Raw genomic sequence first — 22,319 nt, forward strand, 5'->3', positions numbered from 1 at the left:
GATGGCTGCATTCGCCAAGGACTATCGTCATGTATATACCCAGTGCGTTCCGGGACACCGATCTCGACAGCCTGCACCAGCAAATCGAACAGACCCGCCTTGCCATTCTTGTCACACACGGCCAGCAGGGCTTGCAGGCGAGCCACCTGCCGTTGCTGTTGAAGCGCGACGAAGGCCCGAACGGCACACTCTACGGGCATCTGGCCAAAGCCAACCCCCAGTGGCAGGACCTGGCCACTGGCAGCGAAGCGCTGCTGATCTTCGCGGGAGCCGATGCCTATGTCAGCCCGAACTTCTACCCAAGCAAAGCCGTGGACGGTAAAGCCGTACCCACCTGGAATTACCTGGCGGTGCATGCCTACGGCTGCGCCGAGGTGTTTGACGACCCGCAACGCTTGCACCCATTGCTCGACAGCCTCAGTGAGCGCCATGAACGTGGCCGCCCCCAGCCCTGGTCGATCGACGACGCACCCGTCGACTATATCAATGGCATGCTCAAAGCGATTGTCGGCTTCGCCCTGCCGATTGAGCGTTTGCAAGGTAAACGCAAGACCAGCCAGAACCGCAACAGCGCCGACATTGAAGGCGTACGCAAAGGCCTGAGCGAAAGCCCAGACCCACTGGACAACCAATTGGCCGCCCTGATGCGCCAACCCTGAAGGAGCCTGAAATGCCCACCGTACAGATCCGCCCGGTCGAAGCCGACGACCATAGCGCCTGGCTGCCCCTGTGGCAGGCCTACCAGCGTTTTTACGAAACCCAGATTGATGAGCAGGTCAGCACAGTGACCTGGCAACGCATGCTCGACCCCGCCGAACCCATTAATGCAGCCCTGGCCTGGGTCGACGGCAAGGCCGTGGGCATGGTCCATTGGATCTATCATCGTTCCTGTTGGACCACGGAAAACTCATGCTACCTGCAAGACCTGCTGGTCGCTCAGGAGCAACGTGGCCAGGGCATTGGTCGGCAGTTGATCGAGTTCGTCTACGCGACTGCCAGCGCTGCGGGATGCGCCAAGGTCCACTGGCTGACCCACGAGACCAACACCACCGCCATCGCTCTCTACGAGCAGTTGGCCGAACGTCCGGGCTTCATTCAGTTCCGCAAACTGTTGTAATTCGAGGAGCCGTCCCATGAACACTCTGCTGAACTGGCACCCCGCCAAACTGCCACCCGCCACCCCGTTGACCGGGCGTTTCATCCGCCTGGAGAAACTCAACCCGCGCCAGCACCGTGACGACCTCTGGGAAGTGTTCAATGGCCCCGATGCTGACGCTGCGCTATGGAGCTACCTGCCCTACGGCCCTTTCGAAGAACGTGAAGCGTTCGACCACTGGCTCGACAGCAATGCCGCCACCAGTGACCCGTTGTTCTACACCGTCATTGACCTGCACAACGGCCAGGCCCAGGGCATTCTCAGCCTGATGTCGATAGTGCCAGCACACGGTCGTATCGAGATTGGCCATGTCGCCTTCGGCGCCACCATGCAGCGCACACCGAAAGGTACCGAAGCCATCTACCTGCTGGGCAAGCTGGCCTTTGAGCTGGGAAACCGCCGCCTGGAATGGAAGTGCAATGACGCCAATAGCCGTTCCAAACGGGCGGCTGAACGCTTCGGCTTCCACTATGAAGGGCTGTTTCGCAAGCATATGGTGGTCAAGGGACAGAACCGCGATACGGCCTGGTACTCGATCACCGACGATGAATGGCCTGCCATCGCTGCCGGTTTCGAGCGCTGGCTCGCGGCAGAAAACCAGCGCCCTGACGGTCAGCTCAGAACGCTGGAGGCGTGTCGCGAATCCGCCTGAAGGATCAGCGCAGGCGTTGCGCCAGGACGGCTATGTGCTCCGGGCCAATGCCACAGCAACCACCCAGGTGGCTTGCACCGCGCTGACGCCAATTTTCGGCCCAGTGCAGGTAGCCCGGCGGATCAAGGTCTTCGCGTAGCTCGTCCAGCCCATCGTTGGCGGTAGCGTCCTTGGGTTGCGGCGGGAACGCATTGGCGTAGGCGCCGATGGCAATCTGTACACCCAACCGCTCGAAGGTTTCGCGTGCGGCATCGATAGCCGCGCCGATGACTTCCGGCTGGCTGCAGTTGAACAGCAAGGTCTGCACACCCAGCTGTGCGGCCACTTCGGCGGCCTCACTGACGGGCTCACCAGAGCGCAAACGCGGCAGGTCATCGACATCGTCGTCCTGCAGGGTGAAGGACAGCCAGAACGGCTTGCCATCGTTGGGCAGGCCGGCACGAATGGCCCGCGCTTCGACGATGGAGCTCTGGGTCTCGGCCAACCACAGGTCGACATGCTCAGCCAGACCTTCAACCAACGGCGTCAGGACTTCGCTGACCCGAGCGGCATCGAACAGGTCGGGACGGTACGAGCCGAACAGGGGTGGCAATGAACCGGCAACCCGTACCGGCTGGCCACTGGCGTCCGCAGCAGCGCGGGCCAGTTGCCCGGCGGTCGAGGCCAAGGCCCGCCCTTCAGCGGCAAAGCGGGCCTCGCCGATGTGGAATGGCACCACAGCATAGCTGTTGCTGGTAATGACCCGCGCCCCGCTTTCGATGTAGGCCGCATGCACGGCCACCACCGCCTCCGGGGCCTCGCTCAAGGCCAGCGCCGACCATTCCGGTTGCCGAAAGGGCGCACCACGGCGCTGCAGCTCACGGCCCATGCCACCATCGAGAATCACCACCGCACTTTCACCCATATAACGTCCACTTCTATGAATATAAATAAAACTTACTAGTAGAGTTTTTCTTATAACTATTTAATACGCCGGACATTCAATTTAACAACTCTTTTTTCAGGTGATTTTCCATGCGTTTTTCCACCTTGTTGGGCGCCAGCCTGCTGGCACTGAGTGTGACCACCCAAGCCCTGGCGGGGGCAACGCTGCAACGCGTGGAAGAACGCAAGGAACTGGTCGGCGTGCTGATGGAAAGCTACCCGCCATTCTCTTTCCTCAACGAGCAGAACCAGCTGGACGGCTTCGATGTCGACGTGGCCAAGGCCGTAGCCGAAAAACTCGGTGTCAAACTGCGCCTGGAAACCCCATCCTGGGACGTGATCGCCGCCGGTCGCTGGAGCGGTCGATACGATATCTGCATCTGCTCGATGACGCCGAGCAAGGCTCGCGCCCAGGTCTTCGACTTCCCGGTGGAGTACTACGCTTCGCCTGCCGTCATCGTGGTCAACGCCAAGGATGACCGTATTCACGGCGCTAAAGACCTCAGCGGCCTGAAAGTCGGCCTTACCAGCGCCTCCAGCTACGAAAGCTACCTGAACAAGAACCTCGTCATTGAAGGCGCGGAAGACAAGGCCCTGGACTACCCGTTCGAGAACGTCCAGATCGCCCCCTATGACACCGACAACGTGGCCTTTCAGGATCTGGGCCTGGGTGCCGGCGTGCGCCTCGATGCGATCCTCACCAACCTGGTCACCGCCCAGCCGCGCCTGAATCAGGATGCGCGCTTCAAGCTGGCCGGCCAGGCGCTGTATGAAGAACCTAACTCGGTTGCCATCGAGAAAGGAGATGCGGCCTGGAATGCCAAGGTTCAGCAAGTGTTCGCCGAGCTGAAACAGGACGGCACCCTGAGCCGCCTGTCGCAGAAGTGGATCGGCGCCGATATCAGTAAATGAGTGCCTATCAGCCACCGCCCAGCCAGGCTACGCGCACGCTGGGCCAGCGCCTGTTCGGTTTTCGCACGCGCCTTTACCTGACGTGGGCAGCGTTGTTCGTGATGTTCGTCGGGTTCTTCCTGAGCTTCGACCTGAAGTTTTCGATCATCCTCGACAAGCTGCCTAACCTGCTCGGGCTGCACCTGGCACCCAATGGTTTCCTGCAAGGCGCAGCACTGACCCTGTTCCTTTGCCTGTGCTCGATGCTCAGCTCGGTGATACTGGGTTTCGCTGCGGCGTTGGCGCGCCTGTCGAACAGCGCTGTCGCCTTGGGCATCGCCAGCTTCTACACCTCGTTCTTTCGCGGCACGCCGCTGCTGATCCAGATCCTCTTGATCTACCTGGGCCTGCCGCAAATTGGCGTTGTACCTGGTGCGATCAGCGCCGGGATCATTGCCTTGTCGTTGAACTACGGTGCCTACCTGAGTGAAATCTTCCGCGCCGGTATCATTGGCGTGGCGCCCGGCCAGCGGCAGGCGGCCATGGCCCTGGGGATGCACCCACGGGCAATTTTCTGGCACATCACCCTGCCCCAGGCCATGCGTACGATCATTCCGCCAAGCGCCAACCAGTTCATTTCCATGCTCAAGGATTCGTCGCTGATTTCGGTGATGGGGGTCTGGGAAGTGATGTTTCTGGCGCAGTCCTATGGCCGCTCCAGCTACCGCTACCTGGAAATGCTGACCACTGCAGCCGCCATCTACTGGCTGCTGTCGTTTGCCCTGGAGTTGCTCCAGGTGCGCCTGGAACGGCACTACGGCAAAGGCTATCGGCACTGACGCCGCATCGCCAAATCGCGCATAAAAAAAGGGGGGCATATGCCCCCCAGAGGTTAACCGTTTACTACCGAGGGCTGTTTCAGCCCTCGATCTCGATCAGGATCTCGCCCGGGTTGACCCGGTCGCCCTTGGCCACGTGGATAGCGACAACTTTACCGGCGATGGCCGACTGCACTTCGGTCTCCATCTTCATCGCTTCGGTGATCAGCACGGCCTGGCCGGCTTTCACCGTGTCGCCTTCCTTGACCAGCACATCGACGATGTTGCCCGGCATGGTGGTGCTGACATGACCTGGCTCGCTGGCCTGCTTGCGCTTGCTGCCGCCACCGCCGACGAACTCGTTGAGCGGCTCGAACACCACTTCTTCCGGCATGCCGTCGATGGACAGGTAGAAGTGACGCTTGCCTTCAGACTTGACGCCAACACCGGTGATATCGACGCGGTAGGTCTCACCGTGAACATCAATGACGAACTCGGTCGGGACGCCTTCACCACCGGCCGAGCCCACGGCACCGGCTTCCGGAATCGGCAGCAGCACTTCAGGGGTCAGGGTGCCGGCATCGCGCTCTTCGAGGAACTTGCGGCCAATGTCCGGGAACATGGCGAAAGTCAGTACATCTTCTTCAGACTTGGCCAGGTTGCCGATGTCCGAACGCAGCTTGGCCATCTCAGGCTTGAGCAGGTCAGCCGGACGCACGTCGATTACTTCTTCGCTGCCAATCGCCTGACGACGCAGTTGGTCATTGACCACACCCGGCGCCTTGCCATAACCCCCTTGCAGGTACAGCTTCACTTCGTTGGTGATGGTCTTGTAGCGCTCGCCCGCGAGGACGTTGAAGAACGCTTGAGTACCGACGATCTGCGAGGTCGGCGTAACCAGCGGTGGGAAGCCGAGGTCTTCACGCACCCGTGGAATTTCGGCCAGCACTTCGTTCATGCGGTGCAGCGCGCCCTGCTCCTTGAGCTGGTTGGCCAGGTTGGAAATCATCCCGCCTGGTACCTGGTTGACCTGCACACGGGTGTCAACGGCGGTGAACTCGCTTTCAAACTGGTGATACTTCTTGCGCACGGCGTAGAAGTACAGACCGATTTCCTGAAGCAGCTCCAGGTCCAGGCCGGTGTCGAATTCGCTGCCCTTGAGCGCGGCAACCATCGACTCGGTACCCGGGTGGCTGGTGCCCCAGGCGAAGCTGGAGATCGCGGTGTCGATATGGTCGGCACCGTTTTCGATGGCCTTGAGTTGGCACATCGCGGCCAGGCCAGCGGTGTCGTGGGAGTGGATGAACACCGGCAGCGACTGCTCGGCCTTCAATGCCTTGACCAGTTCACCGGTGGCATACGGGGTCAGCAGGCCGGCCATGTCCTTGATCGCGATCGAGTCGCAGCCCATGGCTTCCATCTGCTTGGCCTGGGCCACGAACGCGTCGATGGTGTGTACCGGGCTGGTGGTGTAGGCAATGGTGCCCTGGGCATGCTTGCCGGAGGCCTTGACCGCCTCAATGGCAACGCGCAGGTTGCGCACGTCGTTCATGGCATCAAAGATGCGGAAGACGTCGATGCCGTTGACAGCTGCCTTGGCCACGAACGCCTTGACCACGTCATCGCTGTAGTGCCGGTAGCCGAGCAGGTTCTGCCCGCGCAGAAGCATTTGCAGGCGGGTGTTCGGCAGTGCCGCACGCAACTTGCGCAGACGCTCCCACGGGTCTTCCTTGAGGAAACGTACGCAGGCGTCAAACGTCGCGCCACCCCAGACTTCCAGCGACCAGTAGCCGACTTTGTCGAGCTTGTCGCAGATGGGCAGCATGTCTTCGGTGCGCATGCGGGTTGCCAGCAGGGACTGGTGGGCGTCACGCAGGATCGTGTCGGTTACATGAATTTTCTTGGACATTTTTTCGTATTCCTCACAGGCCTGCGTGGGCGGCAATGGCAGCAGCGATGGCCAGGGCCAGCTCTTCGGGTTTGCGCTTGATCGAGTAGTTGGTCAGTTCCGGATGGCTTTCCACGAAGCTGGTATTGAACTGGCCACTGCGGAATTCCGGATTGCGCAGGATTTCCTGGTAATAAGCGGCGGTGGTCTTTACCCCTTGCACGCGCATGTCATCCAGCGCCCGCAGGCCGCGGTCCATGGCTTCTTCCCAGGTCAGGGCCCAAACCACCAGTTTCAAGCACATCGAATCGTAGAACGGCGGGATGGTGTAGCCGGTGTAGATCGCCGTGTCGGTACGCACGCCAGGGCCACCGGGTGCGTAGTAACGGGTGATCTTGCCAAAGCTGGGCAGGAAGTTGTTCTTCGGGTCTTCGGCGTTAATCCGGAACTGCAGGGCAAAGCCGCGGTGCTGGATGTCTTCCTGCTTGATCGAGAGCGGCAGGCCCGACGCAATACGAATCTGCTCACGTACGATGTCGATGCCGGTGATTTCCTCGGTGATGGTGTGTTCCACTTGTACCCGGGTGTTCATCTCCATGAAGTACACCTCGCCATCGGCGAGCAGGAACTCCACGGTACCGGCGTTTTCATAACCGACCGCCTTGGCCGCACGTACCGACAGGTCGCCGATGTAGGCGCGCTGTTCCGGGGTCAGCTGAGGGCTGGGGGCGATTTCGATCAGCTTCTGGTTGCGGCGCTGAATCGAGCAATCGCGCTCGAATAGGTGCACCACATTGCCGAAGCTGTCACCGAGGATTTGCGCCTCAATGTGTTTCGGGTTGACGATGCATTTTTCGAGGAAGACTTCCGCCGAACCAAAGGCCTTGGTCGCTTCGGAAATCACCCGCGGGAACGCCTGTTCCAATTCTTCACGGCTGTTGCAGCGGCGAATACCACGACCACCGCCACCCGACGTGGCCTTGAGCATGACCGGGTAGCCAATGCGGTCACCTTCGCGCAGCGCCTCGTGTATGTCAGCGACGTTGCCTTCGGTGCCCGGGGTCACGGGTACGCCGGCCTTGATCATGCTGCGCCGCGCTTCGGTCTTGTCGCCCATCCGGCGAATGACTTCTGCCGCAGGGCCGATGAACTTGATCCCGCGTTCAGCGCAGATGTCCGCAAGTTCGGCGTTCTCTGACAGGAAACCATAGCCAGGATGCAGGGCATCGCAGCCGGTCTCTACCGCCAGGTTCACCAGCTTGCGCGGGTTCAGGTAACCGGCCAGGGGTTCGGCACCAATACTGTGAGCCTCGTCTGCACGCTTGACGTGCAGTGCATGACGGTCGGCATCGGAATAGATCGCCACCGAGCGAATGCCCATTTCGGCGCAAGCACGGACAATCCGTACTGCGATCTCACCCCGGTTGGCGATCAGGATTTTTTTTATCACTGGAATATTCCCAAGCCATTGGAACAGACGAACCGGCGAGACCGGTCGGCGCGTGACCATACGTTGCTGGCCAGTCGCATAAGTACCCTAGCGCCGTCGCTTAATAAACAAAAATCAATATTTATTAGGCCTTGCATTAGCAAAAGCTTATAGTGCCGTAACAAGGTTTGTCCGGAGCCGGATGAGAGATGCGTAAGTCATTGATGCGTATGACATTACGGCAGTTGAAAGTCTTCAACGAAGTCTGCGATCTGCGCTCCTACAGCCGAGCCGCCGAAGAGATGTCGCTGACGCAACCCGCCGTTAGTCTACAGATCCGCCAGCTCGAAGAACTGGTCGGCCAGCCGCTGTTTGAGTACGTGGGCAAGAAGCTCTACCTCACCGAAGCCGCTGAGGCTTTGCAGCGCGCCAGCCGAGACATATTCGGCCGCCTGGAGAGCTTCGACATGCAGCTCTCGGACATGCAAGGCTCTCTGCAGGGGCAACTGAAACTGGCGGTGGAGTCCAGCGCCAAGTACTTCGTGCCGCACCTGTTTGCCGCCTTCAAGAAGCTTCATCCCGAGGTCAACCTGACCCTTACCGTGGTCAACCGCGCCCAGGCGATTCGGCGCCTCTCGGACAACCGTGATGACCTGATCATCATGTCCATGGTGCCGCAGGACATGGGCCTGGAATTCATGCCCTTCCTGAACAACCCGATCGTTGCCGTGGCGCCACCTGACCACCCGCTTTGCAAGCTCGAACGCCTGCGCCTGCAAGACCTGGAGCCCCACACGCTGTTGGTCCGCGAGCAAGGCTCAGGCACGCGCAAAGCCTGCGAAGAGTACTTCAAAGACAAACGCGTACACTTCTCCCAGACACTGGAGGTGGCGTCTGCCGACGCTCAACGCGAGTGCGTCATTGCCGGGCTCGGGATCGCACTGCTGACGCGTCATGCGCTGAACCTGGAACTGGCCACCGGCGTGTTGCGCGAACTGCCCGTGGAAGAGCTACCGCTGTACCGAAGCTGGTGCGTGGTACAGGCCAAGGCCAAGCGGCAGTCGCCGGTAGCCCTGGCCTTTCTTGCATACATCCGCAGCGAACGCGCGCAAATCAGCGCACTTGTTGAGCGTTTCTCGGGGACTCTGCCGCCGATACCTGCCAGAGGTTGACGGCCTGTAATTCGGGGTAGTCAGCAATTTCCTGCAACAGGCGGCGCTGCTCGGAATAGCTTTCGATCGCACGGCGATACTCCATGCGGCGCTGATCCTTTTCCTGCTGCTTGCGGGCCTTGGCGTTGGACGGGTACGGACGATCAAATTCACGAGCCATTGCGAATCTCCCTGGTCAAGTACGGGAGTTTCAGGGTGCGCAATGGCGGTGACGATTTGGCGGCGCGGCGATGACAAAACCATGAACCTTGCCGACCGTACGGGGACAGTCGGCGGTGGTCAGTCGTCCAGGGCCTTGATCGACTTGGGCGACAGGCGCAGGCTGCGCAAGCTGCGTTTGACGCTCTTGAGGTGGTTGACCAGGCTCGGGCCACGGGCCATGGCAACGCCCATTGCCAGCACGTCGATCACCACCAGGTGGGCGATCCGCGAGGTCAACGGGGTATAGATCTCGGTGTCTTCATGAACGTCGATGGCCAGGTTGACACTCGAAAGCTCAGCCAACGGGGTCTGGCTCGGGCACAGGGTAATCAGGGTTGCCCCGCTCTCGCGCACCAGGTTGGCGGTGATCAGCAGGTCCTTGGAGCGCCCGGACTGGGAAATGCAGATGGCCACATCACCCGGTTTCAGGGTGACCGCCGACATCGCCTGCATGTGCGGGTCGGAATAGGCAGCAGCGCTGAGCAGCAGACGGAAGAACTTGTGCTGCGCATCGGCAGCCACCGCGCCCGAGGCGCCAAACCCGTAGAACTCGACGCGCTGGGCCTGGGCCATGGCGGTCACGGCACGCTGCAGCGCTTGGGCATCGAGGTGCTCACGCACTTCCATCAGGGTGTGCAGGGTGGTGTCGAAGATCTTCAGGCTGTAGTCGGCAACCGAATCGTCCTCATGGATCGCAAACTGGCCAAAACTGGCCCCGGCCGCCAGGCTCTGGGCAAGCTTGAGCTTGAGGTCCTGGAACCCGGAGCAACCAATGGCGCGGCAAAAGCGCACGATGGTCGGCTCGCTGATGCCGACGCTGTGGGCAAGGTCGGCCATGGAGCTATGCATGACGGCTGCTGGGTCGAGCAGCACGTGGTCGGCAACCTTGAGCTCCGACTTACGTAGCAGATGGCGCGACTGGGCGATGTGTTGCAACAGATTCAAGGGCAGGACTCGGTTATGATCGACTGACCGGGTTGTAGCTTTCTTGTAGTTATACTACATGACCGGCGACCCGCCCAGCTAAACGATCTAGGAGAGTGGTGGTATTGACTATCCCTTGCGACATCATGGTATTCGGCGGCACCGGTGACCTGGCCCTGCACAAGCTGCTTCCGGCGCTCTACCACCTGTATCGCGAAGCACGCCTGCACCCTGAAGTGCGTATCGTTGCGCTGGCTCGAAAAAATCTGCCGCGCAGCGACTACCGGCTGCTCGCCGAGCGCCGCTGCCGGGCCCAGATTGCCCGCCATGACTTCGATGAAGAGGTCTGGAAGCGTTTCTCGGCGCGTCTCGACTATTTTCCCATGGACGCCTCGCAGAGCGCCGACTTCGGCCGTCTGGCGCGCTTCCTCGGCGAACCAGGCGGGCTGACGCGGATCTACTACCTGGCCACGGCACCCGACCTGTTCGTGCCGATCATCAGCCATATGCAGATTGCCGGGCTGGCTGACAGCGACGCGCGGGTCGTACTGGAAAAGCCTATCGGCCATTCGCTGGAATCGGCAACGGCAATCAACAGTGCCATTGGCGCCGTGCTCGACGAGTCGCAGGTGTTCCGGATCGACCATTACCTGGGCAAGGAGACCGTACAGAACCTCATGGCCCTGCGCTTTGCCAACGCCCTGCTGGAACCGGTATGGCGCAGTAATCAGATCGACCATGTGCAGATCAGTGTGTGCGAAACCCTGGGCGTCGAAAACCGCGGGGCCTACTACGACCGCGCTGGGGCGACACGCGACATGCTGCAGAACCATCTGCTGCAACTGCTTTGCCTGGTAGCCATGGAGCCACCGGCTCAATTCAACGCCGAAGCCGTGCGCGATGAGAAGGTAAAGATCCTCAGGGCCCTCAAGCCGATCACCGGCCAGGATGTCCAGGATCGGACCGTGCGCGGCCAGTACAGCGCGGGCAAGATCGGCGGGCAGGAAGTACCGGCGTATTACTTCGAGAAAGATGTCGACAACGACAGCGATACCGAGACCTTCGTCGCCGTTGAAGCCTATATCAACAACTGGCGCTGGGCCGGCGTACCGTTCTACCTGCGTACCGGTAAACGGATGGCGAAGAAGTCGTCGCAGATTGTCATTCAGTTCAAACCGGTACCGCACCAACTGTTCGAGGGCGCACAGACCAATCAGTTGCTGATTCAGCTACAGCCGGACGAACGCATCAGCCTGCAGATGATGACCAAAAGCCCAGGCAAAGGCATGCGCCTGGAGCCTGTGGAACTGAACCTGAACCTGGCCCAGGTGTTCGGCCAGACACGTCGCTGGGAAGCCTACGAACGGCTGCTGCTGGATGTGCTGGAGGGCGATTCAACCTTGTTCATGCGCCGTGACGAAGTCGAGGCCGCCTGGGCCTGGATTGACCCGATCCTCAACGGCTGGCAGGAATACTTCCAGGCCCCCAGGCCCTACCACGCTGGCACCAACGGCCCCGACCAGGCACATAGCCTGCTGGCCCATCAAGGCCGGGAATGGCACAACTGAGCACATGACACGCGCCAATGAGCGACTACTATGTAATACCGATAGTGATTCGTTTGATCCGATACTGAACACCAGCGCTTGGCTGAGCGCGAACGCTTCTCCCCTTGCCTGCCTGGTACCCGCAATGCCAGGCAGGTTTTTTGTTTGCAGGGTATTCAGCCACGCGGCTGCATCACCACACAGGCGGCATCGACAGCAAACTCATCAGATTGGCCGCCGCCACCGGCCGGCTGATCAGATACCCCTGTACCTCATCGCAGCCCTGCTCACGTAGAAAAGCCAACTGCTCCTGCGTTTCAACACCCTCGGCCACCACCTTGAGCGCCAGGCTATGGGCCATGACGATGATCGCTCGGGTGATCGCTGCATCCTGACTGCCTTCGGTCAGGCCGCGAACAAAGGTTTGATCGATTTTGACGTAGTCCACCGGGAATCGCTTGAGGTAACTCAGGGACGAGTAACCCGTTCCAAAATCGTCGATGGCCAGCTTCACCCCCAACTCATGCAACTGACGGAACGTCGCAATGATGTGCTCGACACTGTCAAGCAACTGGCTTTCGGTCAGTTCCAGCTCCAGCAGATGAGGTTCCAGCCCGCTCTCATCAAGCACTTGACGCACCAGGCTGACCAACTTGCCCTGACGTAACTGATGAACCGAAAGGTTTACCGAGACACGTATCGGTGCCAAGCCCTGACGCTGCCATTCGCAGGCTTGCCAACACGCCTGACGCAAGACGAACTCACCCATCGGCGCAATCAGCCCGGTTTCCTCGGCCAACCCGATAAACTCGCTCGGCGGTACCATGCCCCATTGCGGATGATGCCAGCGCACTAAGGCTTCGGCTGCTGTCAGACGCCCTGTGGCCAGGCACAGTTTTGGTTGGTAGTAGACCTCCAGCTGGCGTTCTTCGATCGCCCTGCGCAACTGATTCTCCAGTTGCAGACGCTCCAACGTGCTGGCCTGCAGGCTTTCGGTGTAGAACTGGAAGTTGTCGCCCCCCAGGTGCTTGGCATGCTGCATCGCCATGTTCGCTTGGCTGACCAGCATACTGACCTCCCGAGTGGTATCGGAGAGCAGGCTTATACCGACCGATGCACTGATCACCAACTCATGACCCGCAACCCGCAACGGTGCACGCAGCTTGTCGAGCAGGCGTGTCGTAACCCGCACCAGGCTCGACAGGTTGGTGTACCCATCAAACAGCACCGCAAACTCGTCACCGGAAAGCCGCGCAACGGTATCGGCCTCAGGCAACGCATTGCTGATACGCCGGGCCATCTGGGTCAGCAGTTGATCTGCGATCTCATGCCCAAGGCTCTCGTTCAACAGCTTGAAGCGATCGAGGTCGATATGCAGCAAGGCCAGGCTACGGCCACTCAAAGGTAAGCGCTGCCCGGCTTCATGCAAACGCAATCGGAACAGCGCACGGTTGGCCAGGCCCGTGAGTTCGTCGTAATGCGCAAGGTAGCGCAAACGCTCTTCCGACTCGCGCCGCGCAGAGAGATCACTGAAGAAGCCAACAATACTGCTGATGTTGCCCTGTGCATCCCGCACACCATTGAGTTGCAGCCACTGGGGATAGAGTTCGCCACTCTTGCGCGCCTCAACCAGCTCACCCTGCCACCCGCCCTGCTGCTCCAGGGCCTGGTCAATCGCCGACAGATGCCGCCGCGCGTCGCGGCTGCAGGGCAACTCCAGCACGTTGCGCGCCAGCAACTCTTCTCGGTCATAGCCGGTGATCCGACAAAATGCCTGATTGACGGCCAGCAGCACGTAATCCGGGTCGAGAATGGCAATACCTTCACTGGCAGCCTCGAACACTGTGGCCGCCAAGCGTTGTTGCTCTTCCTGAGCCTTGCTTGCGCTGATGTCGCGCCGCGTCCCCAGCATACGCACAACACGCCCGTCGGCATCGCGTTCGACGGCCCGGCCACGGTCCTCGACCCAGCACCAGTGGCCCTGGCTGTGACGAACCCGGTACTCGATACGGTAATCCTCGGTGCGCCCCTTCAAATGCTCGACCAGCGTGCGCTTGAGCGACGGCAGGTCGTCGGGGTGCAAGCGCGGCTTGAGGTGAGCCAGCATCGCCTTGACCTGCTCTGGATCAAGGCCAAACAACTCGCGAAGCTGGGTGTGGTGAACCTCATCGCTCTGCAGGTTCCAGTCCCATAAACCCAGCTCACTGGCGTCCAGCGCCAACGCCAGGCGTTGCTCGCTCTTGCTCAACGCCTGATTGGCGGCGTCCAGTTGCTGGCTGCGCTGCGCCACCCGCGACTCCAGGCCGACCTGGGCCTGACGCAACTGGTCTTCGATCAGCCGTCGCCGCTCGACTTCACTGGCCAAGGCCTGGTTGAGCTGTTCACTGCGATGCTGTGCAGCCTGCAGGTGTTCAATCAGCGCCTGATTCTGAAAGCGGCGCAGCAACCCGTTCTCAATCAGGCGATTGACCTGCCAGGCAACCACTAACAAGGCCCCCAGCAGGATGAGGCCCAACCAGCCCCAACCCAGGTGCTCGTCGGCACCACTCCAGAACAGGTAGAGGATCGGCGGCAACAAACATGGCAAGGTGAAGCTGAGGAAGGCGGGCAAGCTGACAGCGTAGGCAATGCTGGCCGAAAGTGTCGCCGCGCCAAGCAGGCCAAAGACCCAGGCTTGCTGTACGAAATTATCCGTAGGCACCAGGGCGATCGCTGCGCTGGCCAGGGTCAGGCCACTGAAAGCCGAACCCAGGAGGAACATTCGCCACCAGGTCGGTTGCGCCTGACGTTCTGGCATGGCCGCGTCGAATGCCGCGACCTGGATCACTCGCAAGGCAACCAGGGCCATCAGCCAGACCATCCAGATACTGATCTGAAAATAGCGTGGCGGGCTCCACAGCAACCAGGCGCATACCAGGCCATTGAGCAGCATGAACAACGTTGGCAGCAGCGACCCCTGATACAACAAGCGGGTGCGCTCGACGGCCAGTTGCGTGGCAAATTGCTTTCGAATGCTCCGGCGTGCTTCCTGAGGGACGCTCGCAGAGCCTGAACCGAAGGTCATAGGCAGTATTCTTGTAATGGTGAGCCTTAAACGTGGCACGGAGCATACACAAGCATCGACCACTACCAAACTGCTCTGCGTTATAAATATTCACCAACCTGATGCACGCGCCATAACCATGGCGACCGCTCAAGCACGCGGGCCAAGGCCTGCACGCCATGACCAGCGGATCGTCACCCCGACGGATTTTCCACGCCAGGTTTGCCCCTGACTCCCCTGCCCCCTAGAATGGCCGGATGCGCGATGATCTCTCTCTCCTGTTGAACTCCCTCAACGATGCCCAACGTCAGGCCGTAGCGGCCCCGGTTGGCCGTCAGTTGGTCCTGGCCGGTGCCGGCTCCGGCAAAACCCGTGTGCTGGTGCACCGTATCGCCTGGTTGATCCAGGTCGAGCAGGCCTCACCGCATTCGATCCTGTCGGTGACCTTCACCAACAAGGCTGCCGCCGAGATGCGCCAGCGTATCGAGCAACTGATGGGTATCAACCCGGCAGGCATGTGGGTGGGCACCTTCCACGGCCTGGCCCATCGCCTGTTGCGGGCGCACTGGCAAGAAGCCGGGCTGAACCAGAATTTCCAGATTCTCGACAGCGACGATCAGCAACGCCTGGTCAAGCGCGTAATCCGCGAGTTGGGCCTGGACGAACAGCGCTGGCCTGCACGCCAGGCGCAATGGTTCATCAATGGCCAGAAAGACGAAGGCCTGCGCCCACAGCATATTCAAGCCAGCGGCGACCTGTTCCTGGGCACCATGCGCAGCATTTATGAAGCCTATGAGGCCGCCTGCCAACGCGCTGGCGTCATCGACTTCTCCGAACTGCTGCTGCGCGCCCTGGACCTCTGGCGCGACCATCCCGGCCTACTGGAGCATTACCAGCGCCGCTTCCGCCACTTGTTGGTGGATGAATTCCAGGACACCAACGCCGTGCAATATGCCTGGCTGCGGCTACTGGCCAAGGGTGGCGACAGCTTGATGGTGGTCGGCGACGACGATCAGTCCATTTATGGCTGGCGCGGTGCCAAGATCGAGAACATTCATCAGTACACCAGCGACTTCCCCGACGCCGAGTTGATCCGCCTGGAGCAGAACTACCGCTCCACCGCCGGCATCCTCAAAGCCGCCAACGCCCTGATCGCCAACAACAGCGGGCGCCTGGGCAAAGAGCTGTGGACCGACGGTGGCGACGGCGAACCACTGAGCCTTTACGCCGCCTTCAACGAACACGACGAAGCGCGCTACGTGGTGGAAACCATCGAAAGCGTGATCAAGACCGGTGCGGCGCGTAGCGATATCGCCATCCTTTACCGCTCCAACGCCCAGTCGCGGGTGCTCGAAGAGGCCCTGCTGCGCGAACGCATCCCCTATCGAATCTACGGGGGGCAACGCTTCTTCGAGCGCGCCGAGATCAAGAACGCCATGGCCTATTTGCGCCTGCTGGAGGGCCGTGGCAACGACGCGGCACTGGAGCGGGTCATTAATGTGCCGCCGCGTGGCATCGGTGAGAAAACCGTCGAAGCCATTCGCGAGCATGCCCGCCATGCCCAGGTCTCGATGTGGGAGGCCGTGGCCCTGCTGCTCGCCAACAAGGGCCTCAAGGGCCGTGCAGCCAGCGCGCTGAGCGCCTTTATCGAACTGATCGAAAACCTGGCGGCGAAGGTGCTGGAAATGCCGCTGCACCTGATGACCCAGACAGTGATCGAGCAATCAGGGCTGATCGTCTATCACCAGGAAGAGAAAGGTGAGAAAGGCCAGGCACGGGTAGAAAACCTTGAGGAACTGGTCAGCGCAGCGCGCAACTTTGAAACCAGTGAAGACGACGAAGACCTCTCGCCGCTCTCGGCATTCCTCGGCCATGCCTCGCTGGAAGCCGGTGAGGCCCAGGCCGATGAGCATGAAGACAGCATCCAGTTGATGACCCTGCACAGCGCCAAGGGCCTGGAGTTCCCTTACGTGTTCCTGGTGGGCATGGAAGAAGGCCTGTTCCCGCACAAGATGAGCCTGGAGGAGCCGGGGCGCCTCGAAGAGGAACGCCGCCTGGCCTATGTCGGCATTACCCGGGCCATGCAGCAACTGGTCATGACCTACGCCGAAACCCGCCGCCTGTACGGCAGCGAGACCTACAACAAGGTGTCACGTTTCGTACGTGAAATTCCGGCCGGACTGATTCAGGAAGTGCGTTTGTCCAACAGCGTCAGCCGCCCATTCGGTTCTGGCCAGAAGCAGAATTCGAGCAGCCTGTTCGGTAGCGCTAACATCCCGCAAACCGCCTTCAACCTCGGCCAGCGGGTACAGCATGCAGTGTTTGGCGAAGGCGTGATCCTGAACTTTGAAGGCTCCGGCGCGCAGGCACGCGTGCAAGTCAACTTCGCCGAAGGCAGCAAGTGGCTGATGCTGGGTTATGCCAAGCTGGAAGCCATCTAAGTCGCGTTTCTGGACAAAGGTAACGCAATGGGCTCGGGCTTCTTTTCCTCATGGACGTTCTGGGCCCTTGCCGCCTGACCCCATAGCCACCGGCCCCCAGGTATTAGCTGATCGTGCAACAGGCTTGAGTCAAGCATGAAGGCATAATCAAGCAAAAGCTGGAAACATTATGGTGCTGGTCATGCAGCCTACAACCTGTGCACCATGACGCGCGTGCAATCCACAAAACGGGAATTCCCATACTATGCAACGTTTTCTTAGCATCGCTCTAGCGCTGTGCATTGGCCTGACGATGAGCCTCGACGCCAATGCCAAACGCTTCGGCGGCGGCAAGAGCTCGGGCGCAGCACCGACCCATCAAACCCGCCAGGCCGCCCCATCCACTCCGGCAGCCACCCCCGCAATGCCAGGCCGTGCGCCTGCCGCTGCCAGCGGCGCCTCGCGCTGGCTCGGCCCATTGGCCGGTATCGCCGCCGGTGGCCTGCTGGCCTCGATGTTCATGGGTGATGGCTTCGAGGGGATGCAGTTCCTCGACATCATCATCATGGCGCTGATCGCCTTCCTGGCGTTCCGCTTCATTGCGGCCCGCCGTCGCAAGCAACAGCAGCCACAGATGGCGCCAGCAGGTCACGCACCGTTCCAGCGTGAAGCCTACGAGCAACCAGCACAGCCGCAGGTATTCGGTGGTTCGCCAGCCTCGTCGGCCCGCCCGGTCATCAACGCACCGGCCTGGTTCAACGAGCAGAGCTTCCTGGCTGCAGCACGCAACCACTTCCAGTCGCTGCAGCAGCACTGGGACGCGAACGAGATGGACAAGATCGCCGAGTTCGTCACGCCACAAATGCTGCAGTTCCTCAAGCAGGAGCGCGCGGCCTTGGGCGAGGGCTTCCAGTCCACCTACATCGATGACCTGAATGTGCAACTGGAAGGTGTCGACGACCGCGCCGACAAGACCATCGCCACTCTGACCTTCAGCGGCGTGTCGAAAACCTCGCGCTTCGACCAGGGCGAAGTGTTCAGCGAAAGCTGGAACATGGAACGTGCCCAAGGCGAGAACCAGCCGTGGCTGGTCGCCGGGATCCGCCAGAACGGCTGATTTTCAGGCATTGCACAAAAAACCCCGGGCCTGTCCCGGGGTTTTGCTTTTGCCGGATTGCGCTACTAGGGTATAACGCGCAGCGTGTCATCAAGGTAAGAGGATAGAGCCGTGGAAGAAGTGATTGAACAACTCCGTGAAGCCAATGAACCTGTGCCGGTTCCACTGGAGTTGCCCGACGAGGATCAACTGGTCGAGATCGAAGAGCAGTTGTTCATCAACATTCCCTTCGTCTTCAAAGAGTTCCTGCTGACCGTCAGCGATGTCGTGTACGGTAGCCTGGAACCGGTGACCGCGACCGACCCACAATCGCACACCTACCTGCCTGAAGTCGCCGCCAATGCCTGGGATGCGGGCGTACCGCGCGACCTGATCCCGCTCTGCCAGGACGGCGATGACTACTACTGCGTCGAAGAAGACGGCACCGTAGTGTTGTGGTCGGGCGAAGAAGAATGCGTCACCGAGGAAAGCTGGGAATCGGTCTGGCACTGGGCTCGGGATGTCTGGCTGGAAAGCTGACCTGAACATCGCCTGAAGCATCAACGGCCATCGGGCAGTTGATTGGCGCTGGCAGGACGCGCCATCACCGCACCCTAGCGGTGATGGCCGTCATCATGCTCTAGCGTTTCGAGCAAAGCGATCTGCATCCGCGTGTGCACCCGGATGAACCAGCGCCAGAGCAACGCGACCACGCCCGCAGCGACCACCGCGATCACCAGCAGCAGTTCACTGGTCGGCAGAATACTGGCCGACAATGCCGACAACAGCAGGAAAATCACCAACAACGACAGCAGCGGAATCACCTCGGCGATTACCCGTCGAACACGCTGGGTATGTCGCCCCGCCACCTCCGGCTTCACCCCCATTTCCGCCAACAGCATCGAGAGCGCCTTGAGCTTGCGATAAGCCGCGATCAGGAACGGTAGCGACAACAACAGCGCTGCGCCCCAAATCAAGGCCTTGTGCTGCCCTGTGTCGCTGATCCAGCCGCTCAACCAGGCGCTGATGCGGTATGCGAAGTAACCGCCACTAAAGAAGATCGCGGCCACCAGGGCCAGGTTGACCCCAACCTGCAACAGAATCCGCCGGATCATGGCCGCCAGCATCGCGCCCTCGCCGTGTGGTTGAATACTGCGCAACCATTCACCATACAGCGACAGTACTCGGCCCAGACGCTGCGGCATGACCTTGGCCAGCCTCTGTGACAACGGATCTGCACTGCGAATCAAATACGGCGTCAGCAGCGTGGTAATCGCCGACACGGCCACCGCGACCGGGTAGAGGAAGTCACTGGTGACCTGCAGGGTGATCCCCAGCGCCGCGATGATGAAAGAGAACTCGCCGATCTGTGACAGGCCCATGCCGACACGCAACGACGTGCGCCCATCGTTGCCCGCAATAAACGCTCCCATGCCGCAAGAAAGCATCTTGCCCAGCACGACGGCAACGGTAATCACCGCAATCGGCCAGGCATAGTCGAGCAGCACCCGCGGGTCGATCATCATGCCGATGGCGACAAAAAAGATGGCACTGAACAGGTCACGAACCGGCTCGATCAAGCGCTCTATTTTCAGTAACTGCCGCGACTCAGCCATAATCGCGCCAATCAGGAACGCACCCAGCACCATGCTGTACTCAAGCTTGACCACCAGTAGGCAAAAGCCGAAGCACAGCCCTAGCACCGTAATCAGCAGCATCTCGTTGCTTTCAAAGCGCGCCACGTAGGCCAACACACGCGGCACCAGAAGAATGCCGACCACCAACGCCACAATCATGAACAGCGACAGTTTGCCGACCGTGGAAAACACCTCACCGGAGCTGACCGTACCGCTGACGGCAATGCCCGATAACAAGGCAATAATGCCGATACCCAGAATGTCTTCAACGATCAGTACACCGAAGATCAACTGGGCGAAGCGCTCGTTCTTCATCTTCAGGTCATTGAGCGCCTTGACGATGATCGTGGTCGAGGAAATCGCCAGAATCGCCCCGAGAAACAACGAATCCATGGTGCTCCAGCCAAACCAGCGGCCAATCTCGAAGCCGATCCAGATCATCAGGACGATTTCCAGAAAAGCGGCGATAAAGGCGGTTGCCCCGACCTTGAACAGCTTGCGCAGGCTGAACTCCAGGCCCAGGCAGAACATCAGGAAAATCACCCCGAGCTCGGCAAGGGTCTTGATCGTGTCTTCGTCGTGAATCAGGCCGAACGGTGGGGTATAAGGGCCAATGATGAACCCGGCAACGATGTAACCCAAGACCACCGGCTGCTTGAGGCGATGAAAAAGCACGGTGACGACCCCGGCAACCAGCATGATCACCGCCAAATCCTGAATAAAGCTGATGGCATGCATGGCGGACACCTCCTGAATACGTACAAAAAACAAACAAGTACCTGTCAGAGTGATCTGATTGAGCGGCACCTGTTTTATGCTTTATCTGTAGGAATAACCCACCTTGCATGGGCCAACTGAGGTTAACACCCGCCACTGCATGAGGCTGGCGATGCAATATGTAGAAACAGATCGACAGATTTGCCCGACCAAATGACCTGAAACGCGTGACGGCAAGGAGCCTGCCAGCGTCCCGTTTTTATGATGGGAATCGTAACGGGGAAAGAAGCGTCCGTTCAGGCGCCCCCACTCAGCGCAACCTCACCGTGAGCACACTATGGAACCTGGAAACGCCCAGCTATCGATGACCGTCCTGATGACTCCGGACAAGGCCAATTTTTCTGGCAACGTACACGGCGGTACCCTGCTCAAGTACCTCGATGAAGTCGCCTATGCCTGTGCCAGCCGCTACGCTGGCCGCTATGTGGTGACACTCTCGGTTGATCAAGTGATTTTCCGCGAGCCGGTGCATGTCGGCGAATTGGTGACGTTCCTGGCCTCGGTCAACTACACCGGCACCACCTCCATGGAGGTGGGCATCAAAGTGGTCACTGAGAACATCCGCGAACGCTCGGTGCGCCATAGCAACAGCTGTTTCTTCACCATGGTCGCCGTCGACGACGACCGCAAGCCCGTGCCTGTGCCGCCACGTCAGCCGGAAACCAGCGAAGAAAAGCGTCGTTTCCTGCAGGGTAAGCAGCGCCGCCTGATTCGCCAGGAGCTGGAAAAACGCTACCAGGAGCTCAAGGCCGACGCCCTTTAAAACGCCAGGCGCTGCGCCTCAAAACGCAGCCGTGGATGCACAATACGATCCTGGGCCCGCACCAGTTCCAGTTCATAACTGCCGCAGGCCTGGGTTTCCAGCAGTACTTCATGCACAGCTGCGGCACTGTACTCGAATGCCGCGACCCAACTGTCGCCCAACAGCAGCCGAGCCAGGAACAACCCGGCAGTGAGGTCGCCGACACCCACCGGCTGGCGCGGGAAGGCCAGCAGCGGGCGACGCAGGTGCCAATTGCCTTCAGCGGTCACCAACAGCATCTCAAAATCATTGGCTTGCCGGTCCGGATAGGCCAGGTGCTTGACCAATACCGCCTTCGGCCCACGGCTCAACAACGACCGTGCCATTGCAACGCAATCGTCGAGCGATTCAGCGCGACGACCGCAAAAGCTGTCCAGCTCAAGCTGATTCGGGCACAACACATCGGCCGCCGCCAGCGCCTCCTCTCGTAGAAAGTCGCTGACTTCTTCGGGCACGATGCAGCCTTTTTCTGCGTGCCCCATCACCGGATCGCACAGGTACAGCGCTGCCGGGTTGGCCGCCTTGATTTGCGCCACAACCGCGAGGATTGCACGCCCCTGGGCCGCACTGCCGAGGTAACCGGACAACACCGCATCGCAATTGCCAAGCTCACCGATCGTCGCGATTCCGTTCACCAGCGCAGGAATTTGCGCTGGCGCAAGCACTTCTCCAGTCCACTGGCCATACTGTGTGTGGTTAGAGAACTGCACGGTATTGAGTGGCCAGACGTTGACCCCCACACGCTGCATGGGGAACACCGCAGCGCTGTTGCCGGCGTGACCGAAGACCACATGAGACTGGATAGCAAGCAGGTGTGGCGTACGTTTCATGCAAGGCTTCCGATGCGTTGTAATAGAGACAAGGCATGCAGTATGGCGCTAAATACCACCTGTACGACAGCGCTGGGAGGCGGTTAAGCTGAGTACACCTCGTTGGAGCCTA

19 protein-coding genes are annotated in these 22,319 nt (G+C 60.2%); 11 read left to right on the forward strand and 8 right to left on the reverse strand.

Annotated features, from left to right (window positions below):
- The first annotated feature begins 29 nt into the window (after positions 1 to 29).
- The 3 genes from AB7M23_RS05920 to AB7M23_RS05930 are packed head-to-tail and all read left to right on the forward strand — an operon-like array spanning position 30 to position 1,808.
- Positions 30 to 659 (forward strand): FMN-binding negative transcriptional regulator, encoded by a 630-nt coding sequence (locus tag AB7M23_RS05920; RefSeq protein WP_454240408.1) that lies wholly within the window; start codon positions 30 to 32, stop codon positions 657 to 659.
- 11 nt (positions 660 to 670) lie between these two features.
- On the forward strand, positions 671 to 1,117 hold the full coding sequence (locus AB7M23_RS05925) for an N-acetyltransferase family protein (protein WP_454240409.1): 447 nt from the start codon (positions 671 to 673) through the stop codon (positions 1,115 to 1,117).
- Positions 1,118 to 1,133: 16 nt separating this feature from the next.
- Positions 1,134 to 1,808, forward strand: coding sequence for a GNAT family N-acetyltransferase (locus AB7M23_RS05930; RefSeq protein WP_454240410.1), 675 nt, complete (start codon positions 1,134 to 1,136; stop codon positions 1,806 to 1,808).
- 4 nt (positions 1,809 to 1,812) lie between these two features.
- Here AB7M23_RS05930 and AB7M23_RS05935 read toward each other — a convergent pair whose 3' ends face one another.
- Positions 1,813 to 2,712 carry a homocysteine S-methyltransferase family protein gene (locus AB7M23_RS05935; RefSeq protein ID WP_099776403.1) on the reverse strand — a complete coding sequence of 300 codons (900 nt, stop codon included), beginning with the start codon at positions 2,710 to 2,712 and terminating at the stop codon, positions 1,813 to 1,815.
- 110 nt (positions 2,713 to 2,822) lie between these two features.
- On the opposite strand from AB7M23_RS05935, the gene AB7M23_RS05940 reads away from it, so the two are divergent.
- Together AB7M23_RS05940 and AB7M23_RS05945 are read left to right on the forward strand one after the other, a co-directional pair.
- Complete coding sequence (locus AB7M23_RS05940) at positions 2,823 to 3,644, forward strand: ABC transporter substrate-binding protein (protein ID WP_065758100.1); 822 nt, start codon at positions 2,823 to 2,825, stop codon at positions 3,642 to 3,644.
- Positions 3,641 to 4,462, forward strand: a complete 822-nt coding sequence (locus AB7M23_RS05945; protein ID WP_454240411.1) for an amino acid ABC transporter permease — start codon at positions 3,641 to 3,643, stop codon at positions 4,460 to 4,462. The genes AB7M23_RS05940 and AB7M23_RS05945 overlap by 4 nt, the downstream gene beginning before the upstream one ends.
- A 79-nt stretch (positions 4,463 to 4,541) precedes the next feature.
- On the opposite strand, the gene oadA is transcribed toward AB7M23_RS05945, so the two are convergent.
- Both oadA and AB7M23_RS05955 read right to left on the reverse strand, forming a co-directional pair.
- On the reverse strand, positions 4,542 to 6,350 hold the full coding sequence (oadA, locus tag AB7M23_RS05950) for a sodium-extruding oxaloacetate decarboxylase subunit alpha (protein WP_099776405.1): 1,809 nt from the start codon (positions 6,348 to 6,350) through the stop codon (positions 4,542 to 4,544).
- A gap of 13 nt (positions 6,351 to 6,363) precedes the next feature.
- On the reverse strand, positions 6,364 to 7,779 hold the full coding sequence (locus AB7M23_RS05955) for an acetyl-CoA carboxylase biotin carboxylase subunit (protein WP_065758097.1): 1,416 nt from the start codon (positions 7,777 to 7,779) through the stop codon (positions 6,364 to 6,366).
- A gap of 203 nt (positions 7,780 to 7,982) precedes the next feature.
- Between AB7M23_RS05955 and AB7M23_RS05960 the strand changes: the two genes are divergently transcribed.
- Positions 7,983 to 8,930 carry a LysR family transcriptional regulator gene (locus tag AB7M23_RS05960; RefSeq protein WP_176717392.1) on the forward strand — a complete coding sequence of 316 codons (948 nt, stop codon included), beginning with the start codon at positions 7,983 to 7,985 and terminating at the stop codon, positions 8,928 to 8,930.
- On the opposite strand, the gene AB7M23_RS05965 is transcribed toward AB7M23_RS05960, so the two are convergent.
- Entirely contained in the window at positions 8,872 to 9,090 is a 219-nt protein-coding gene (locus AB7M23_RS05965) for a PA3496 family putative envelope integrity protein (protein WP_065758095.1), read from the reverse strand. The two genes, AB7M23_RS05960 and AB7M23_RS05965, sit on opposite strands and share 59 nt — an antisense overlap.
- 119 nt (positions 9,091 to 9,209) lie before the next feature.
- Complete coding sequence (gene hexR / locus AB7M23_RS05970; protein ID WP_065758094.1) at positions 9,210 to 10,076, reverse strand: transcriptional regulator HexR; 867 nt, start codon at positions 10,074 to 10,076, stop codon at positions 9,210 to 9,212.
- A 104-nt stretch (positions 10,077 to 10,180) separates the two neighbouring features.
- Between hexR and zwf the strand changes: the two genes are divergently transcribed.
- Positions 10,181 to 11,623, forward strand: a complete 1,443-nt coding sequence (gene zwf / locus AB7M23_RS05975; RefSeq protein ID WP_065758162.1) for a glucose-6-phosphate dehydrogenase — start codon at positions 10,181 to 10,183, stop codon at positions 11,621 to 11,623.
- A 172-nt stretch (positions 11,624 to 11,795) separates the two neighbouring features.
- Here zwf and AB7M23_RS05980 read toward each other — a convergent pair whose 3' ends face one another.
- Positions 11,796 to 14,666, reverse strand: coding sequence for an EAL domain-containing protein (locus tag AB7M23_RS05980; RefSeq protein ID WP_099776407.1), 2,871 nt, complete (start codon positions 14,664 to 14,666; stop codon positions 11,796 to 11,798).
- 236 nt (positions 14,667 to 14,902) lie between these two features.
- Here AB7M23_RS05980 and uvrD point away from each other — a divergent pair, with 236 nt between their 5' ends.
- The 3 genes from uvrD to AB7M23_RS05995 all read left to right on the forward strand — a co-directional run bounded on the left by uvrD (position 14,903) and on the right by AB7M23_RS05995 (position 18,701).
- Positions 14,903 to 17,086, forward strand: a complete 2,184-nt coding sequence (gene uvrD / locus AB7M23_RS05985; protein ID WP_065758092.1) for a DNA helicase II — start codon at positions 14,903 to 14,905, stop codon at positions 17,084 to 17,086.
- Positions 17,087 to 17,330: 244 nt separating this feature from the next.
- Entirely contained in the window at positions 17,331 to 18,182 is an 852-nt protein-coding gene (locus tag AB7M23_RS05990; RefSeq protein WP_065758091.1) for a Tim44 domain-containing protein, read from the forward strand.
- A gap of 111 nt (positions 18,183 to 18,293) precedes the next feature.
- Entirely contained in the window at positions 18,294 to 18,701 is a 408-nt protein-coding gene (locus tag AB7M23_RS05995) for an SMI1/KNR4 family protein (RefSeq protein ID WP_099776411.1), read from the forward strand.
- A 74-nt stretch (positions 18,702 to 18,775) separates the two neighbouring features.
- Here the strand turns inward: AB7M23_RS05995 and AB7M23_RS06000 are convergent, their stop codons facing one another.
- The gene (locus AB7M23_RS06000; protein ID WP_065758089.1) at positions 18,776 to 20,536 is read right to left on the reverse strand and encodes a cation:proton antiporter; all 1,761 of its coding nucleotides are present in this window, start codon (positions 20,534 to 20,536) and stop codon (positions 18,776 to 18,778) included.
- Between the two features lie 316 nt (positions 20,537 to 20,852).
- Between AB7M23_RS06000 and AB7M23_RS06005 the strand changes: the two genes are divergently transcribed.
- Positions 20,853 to 21,338 (forward strand): acyl-CoA thioesterase, encoded by a 486-nt coding sequence (locus AB7M23_RS06005; RefSeq protein WP_065758088.1) that lies wholly within the window; start codon positions 20,853 to 20,855, stop codon positions 21,336 to 21,338.
- On the opposite strand, the gene pdxY is transcribed toward AB7M23_RS06005, so the two are convergent.
- Complete coding sequence (gene pdxY, locus AB7M23_RS06010; protein WP_065758087.1) at positions 21,335 to 22,207, reverse strand: pyridoxal kinase PdxY; 873 nt, start codon at positions 22,205 to 22,207, stop codon at positions 21,335 to 21,337. The genes AB7M23_RS06005 and pdxY overlap by 4 nt on opposite strands.
- Positions 22,208 to 22,319: the final 112 nt, after the last annotated feature.

This window comes from Pseudomonas sp. HLS-6 TE3448, from assembly GCF_053629555.1.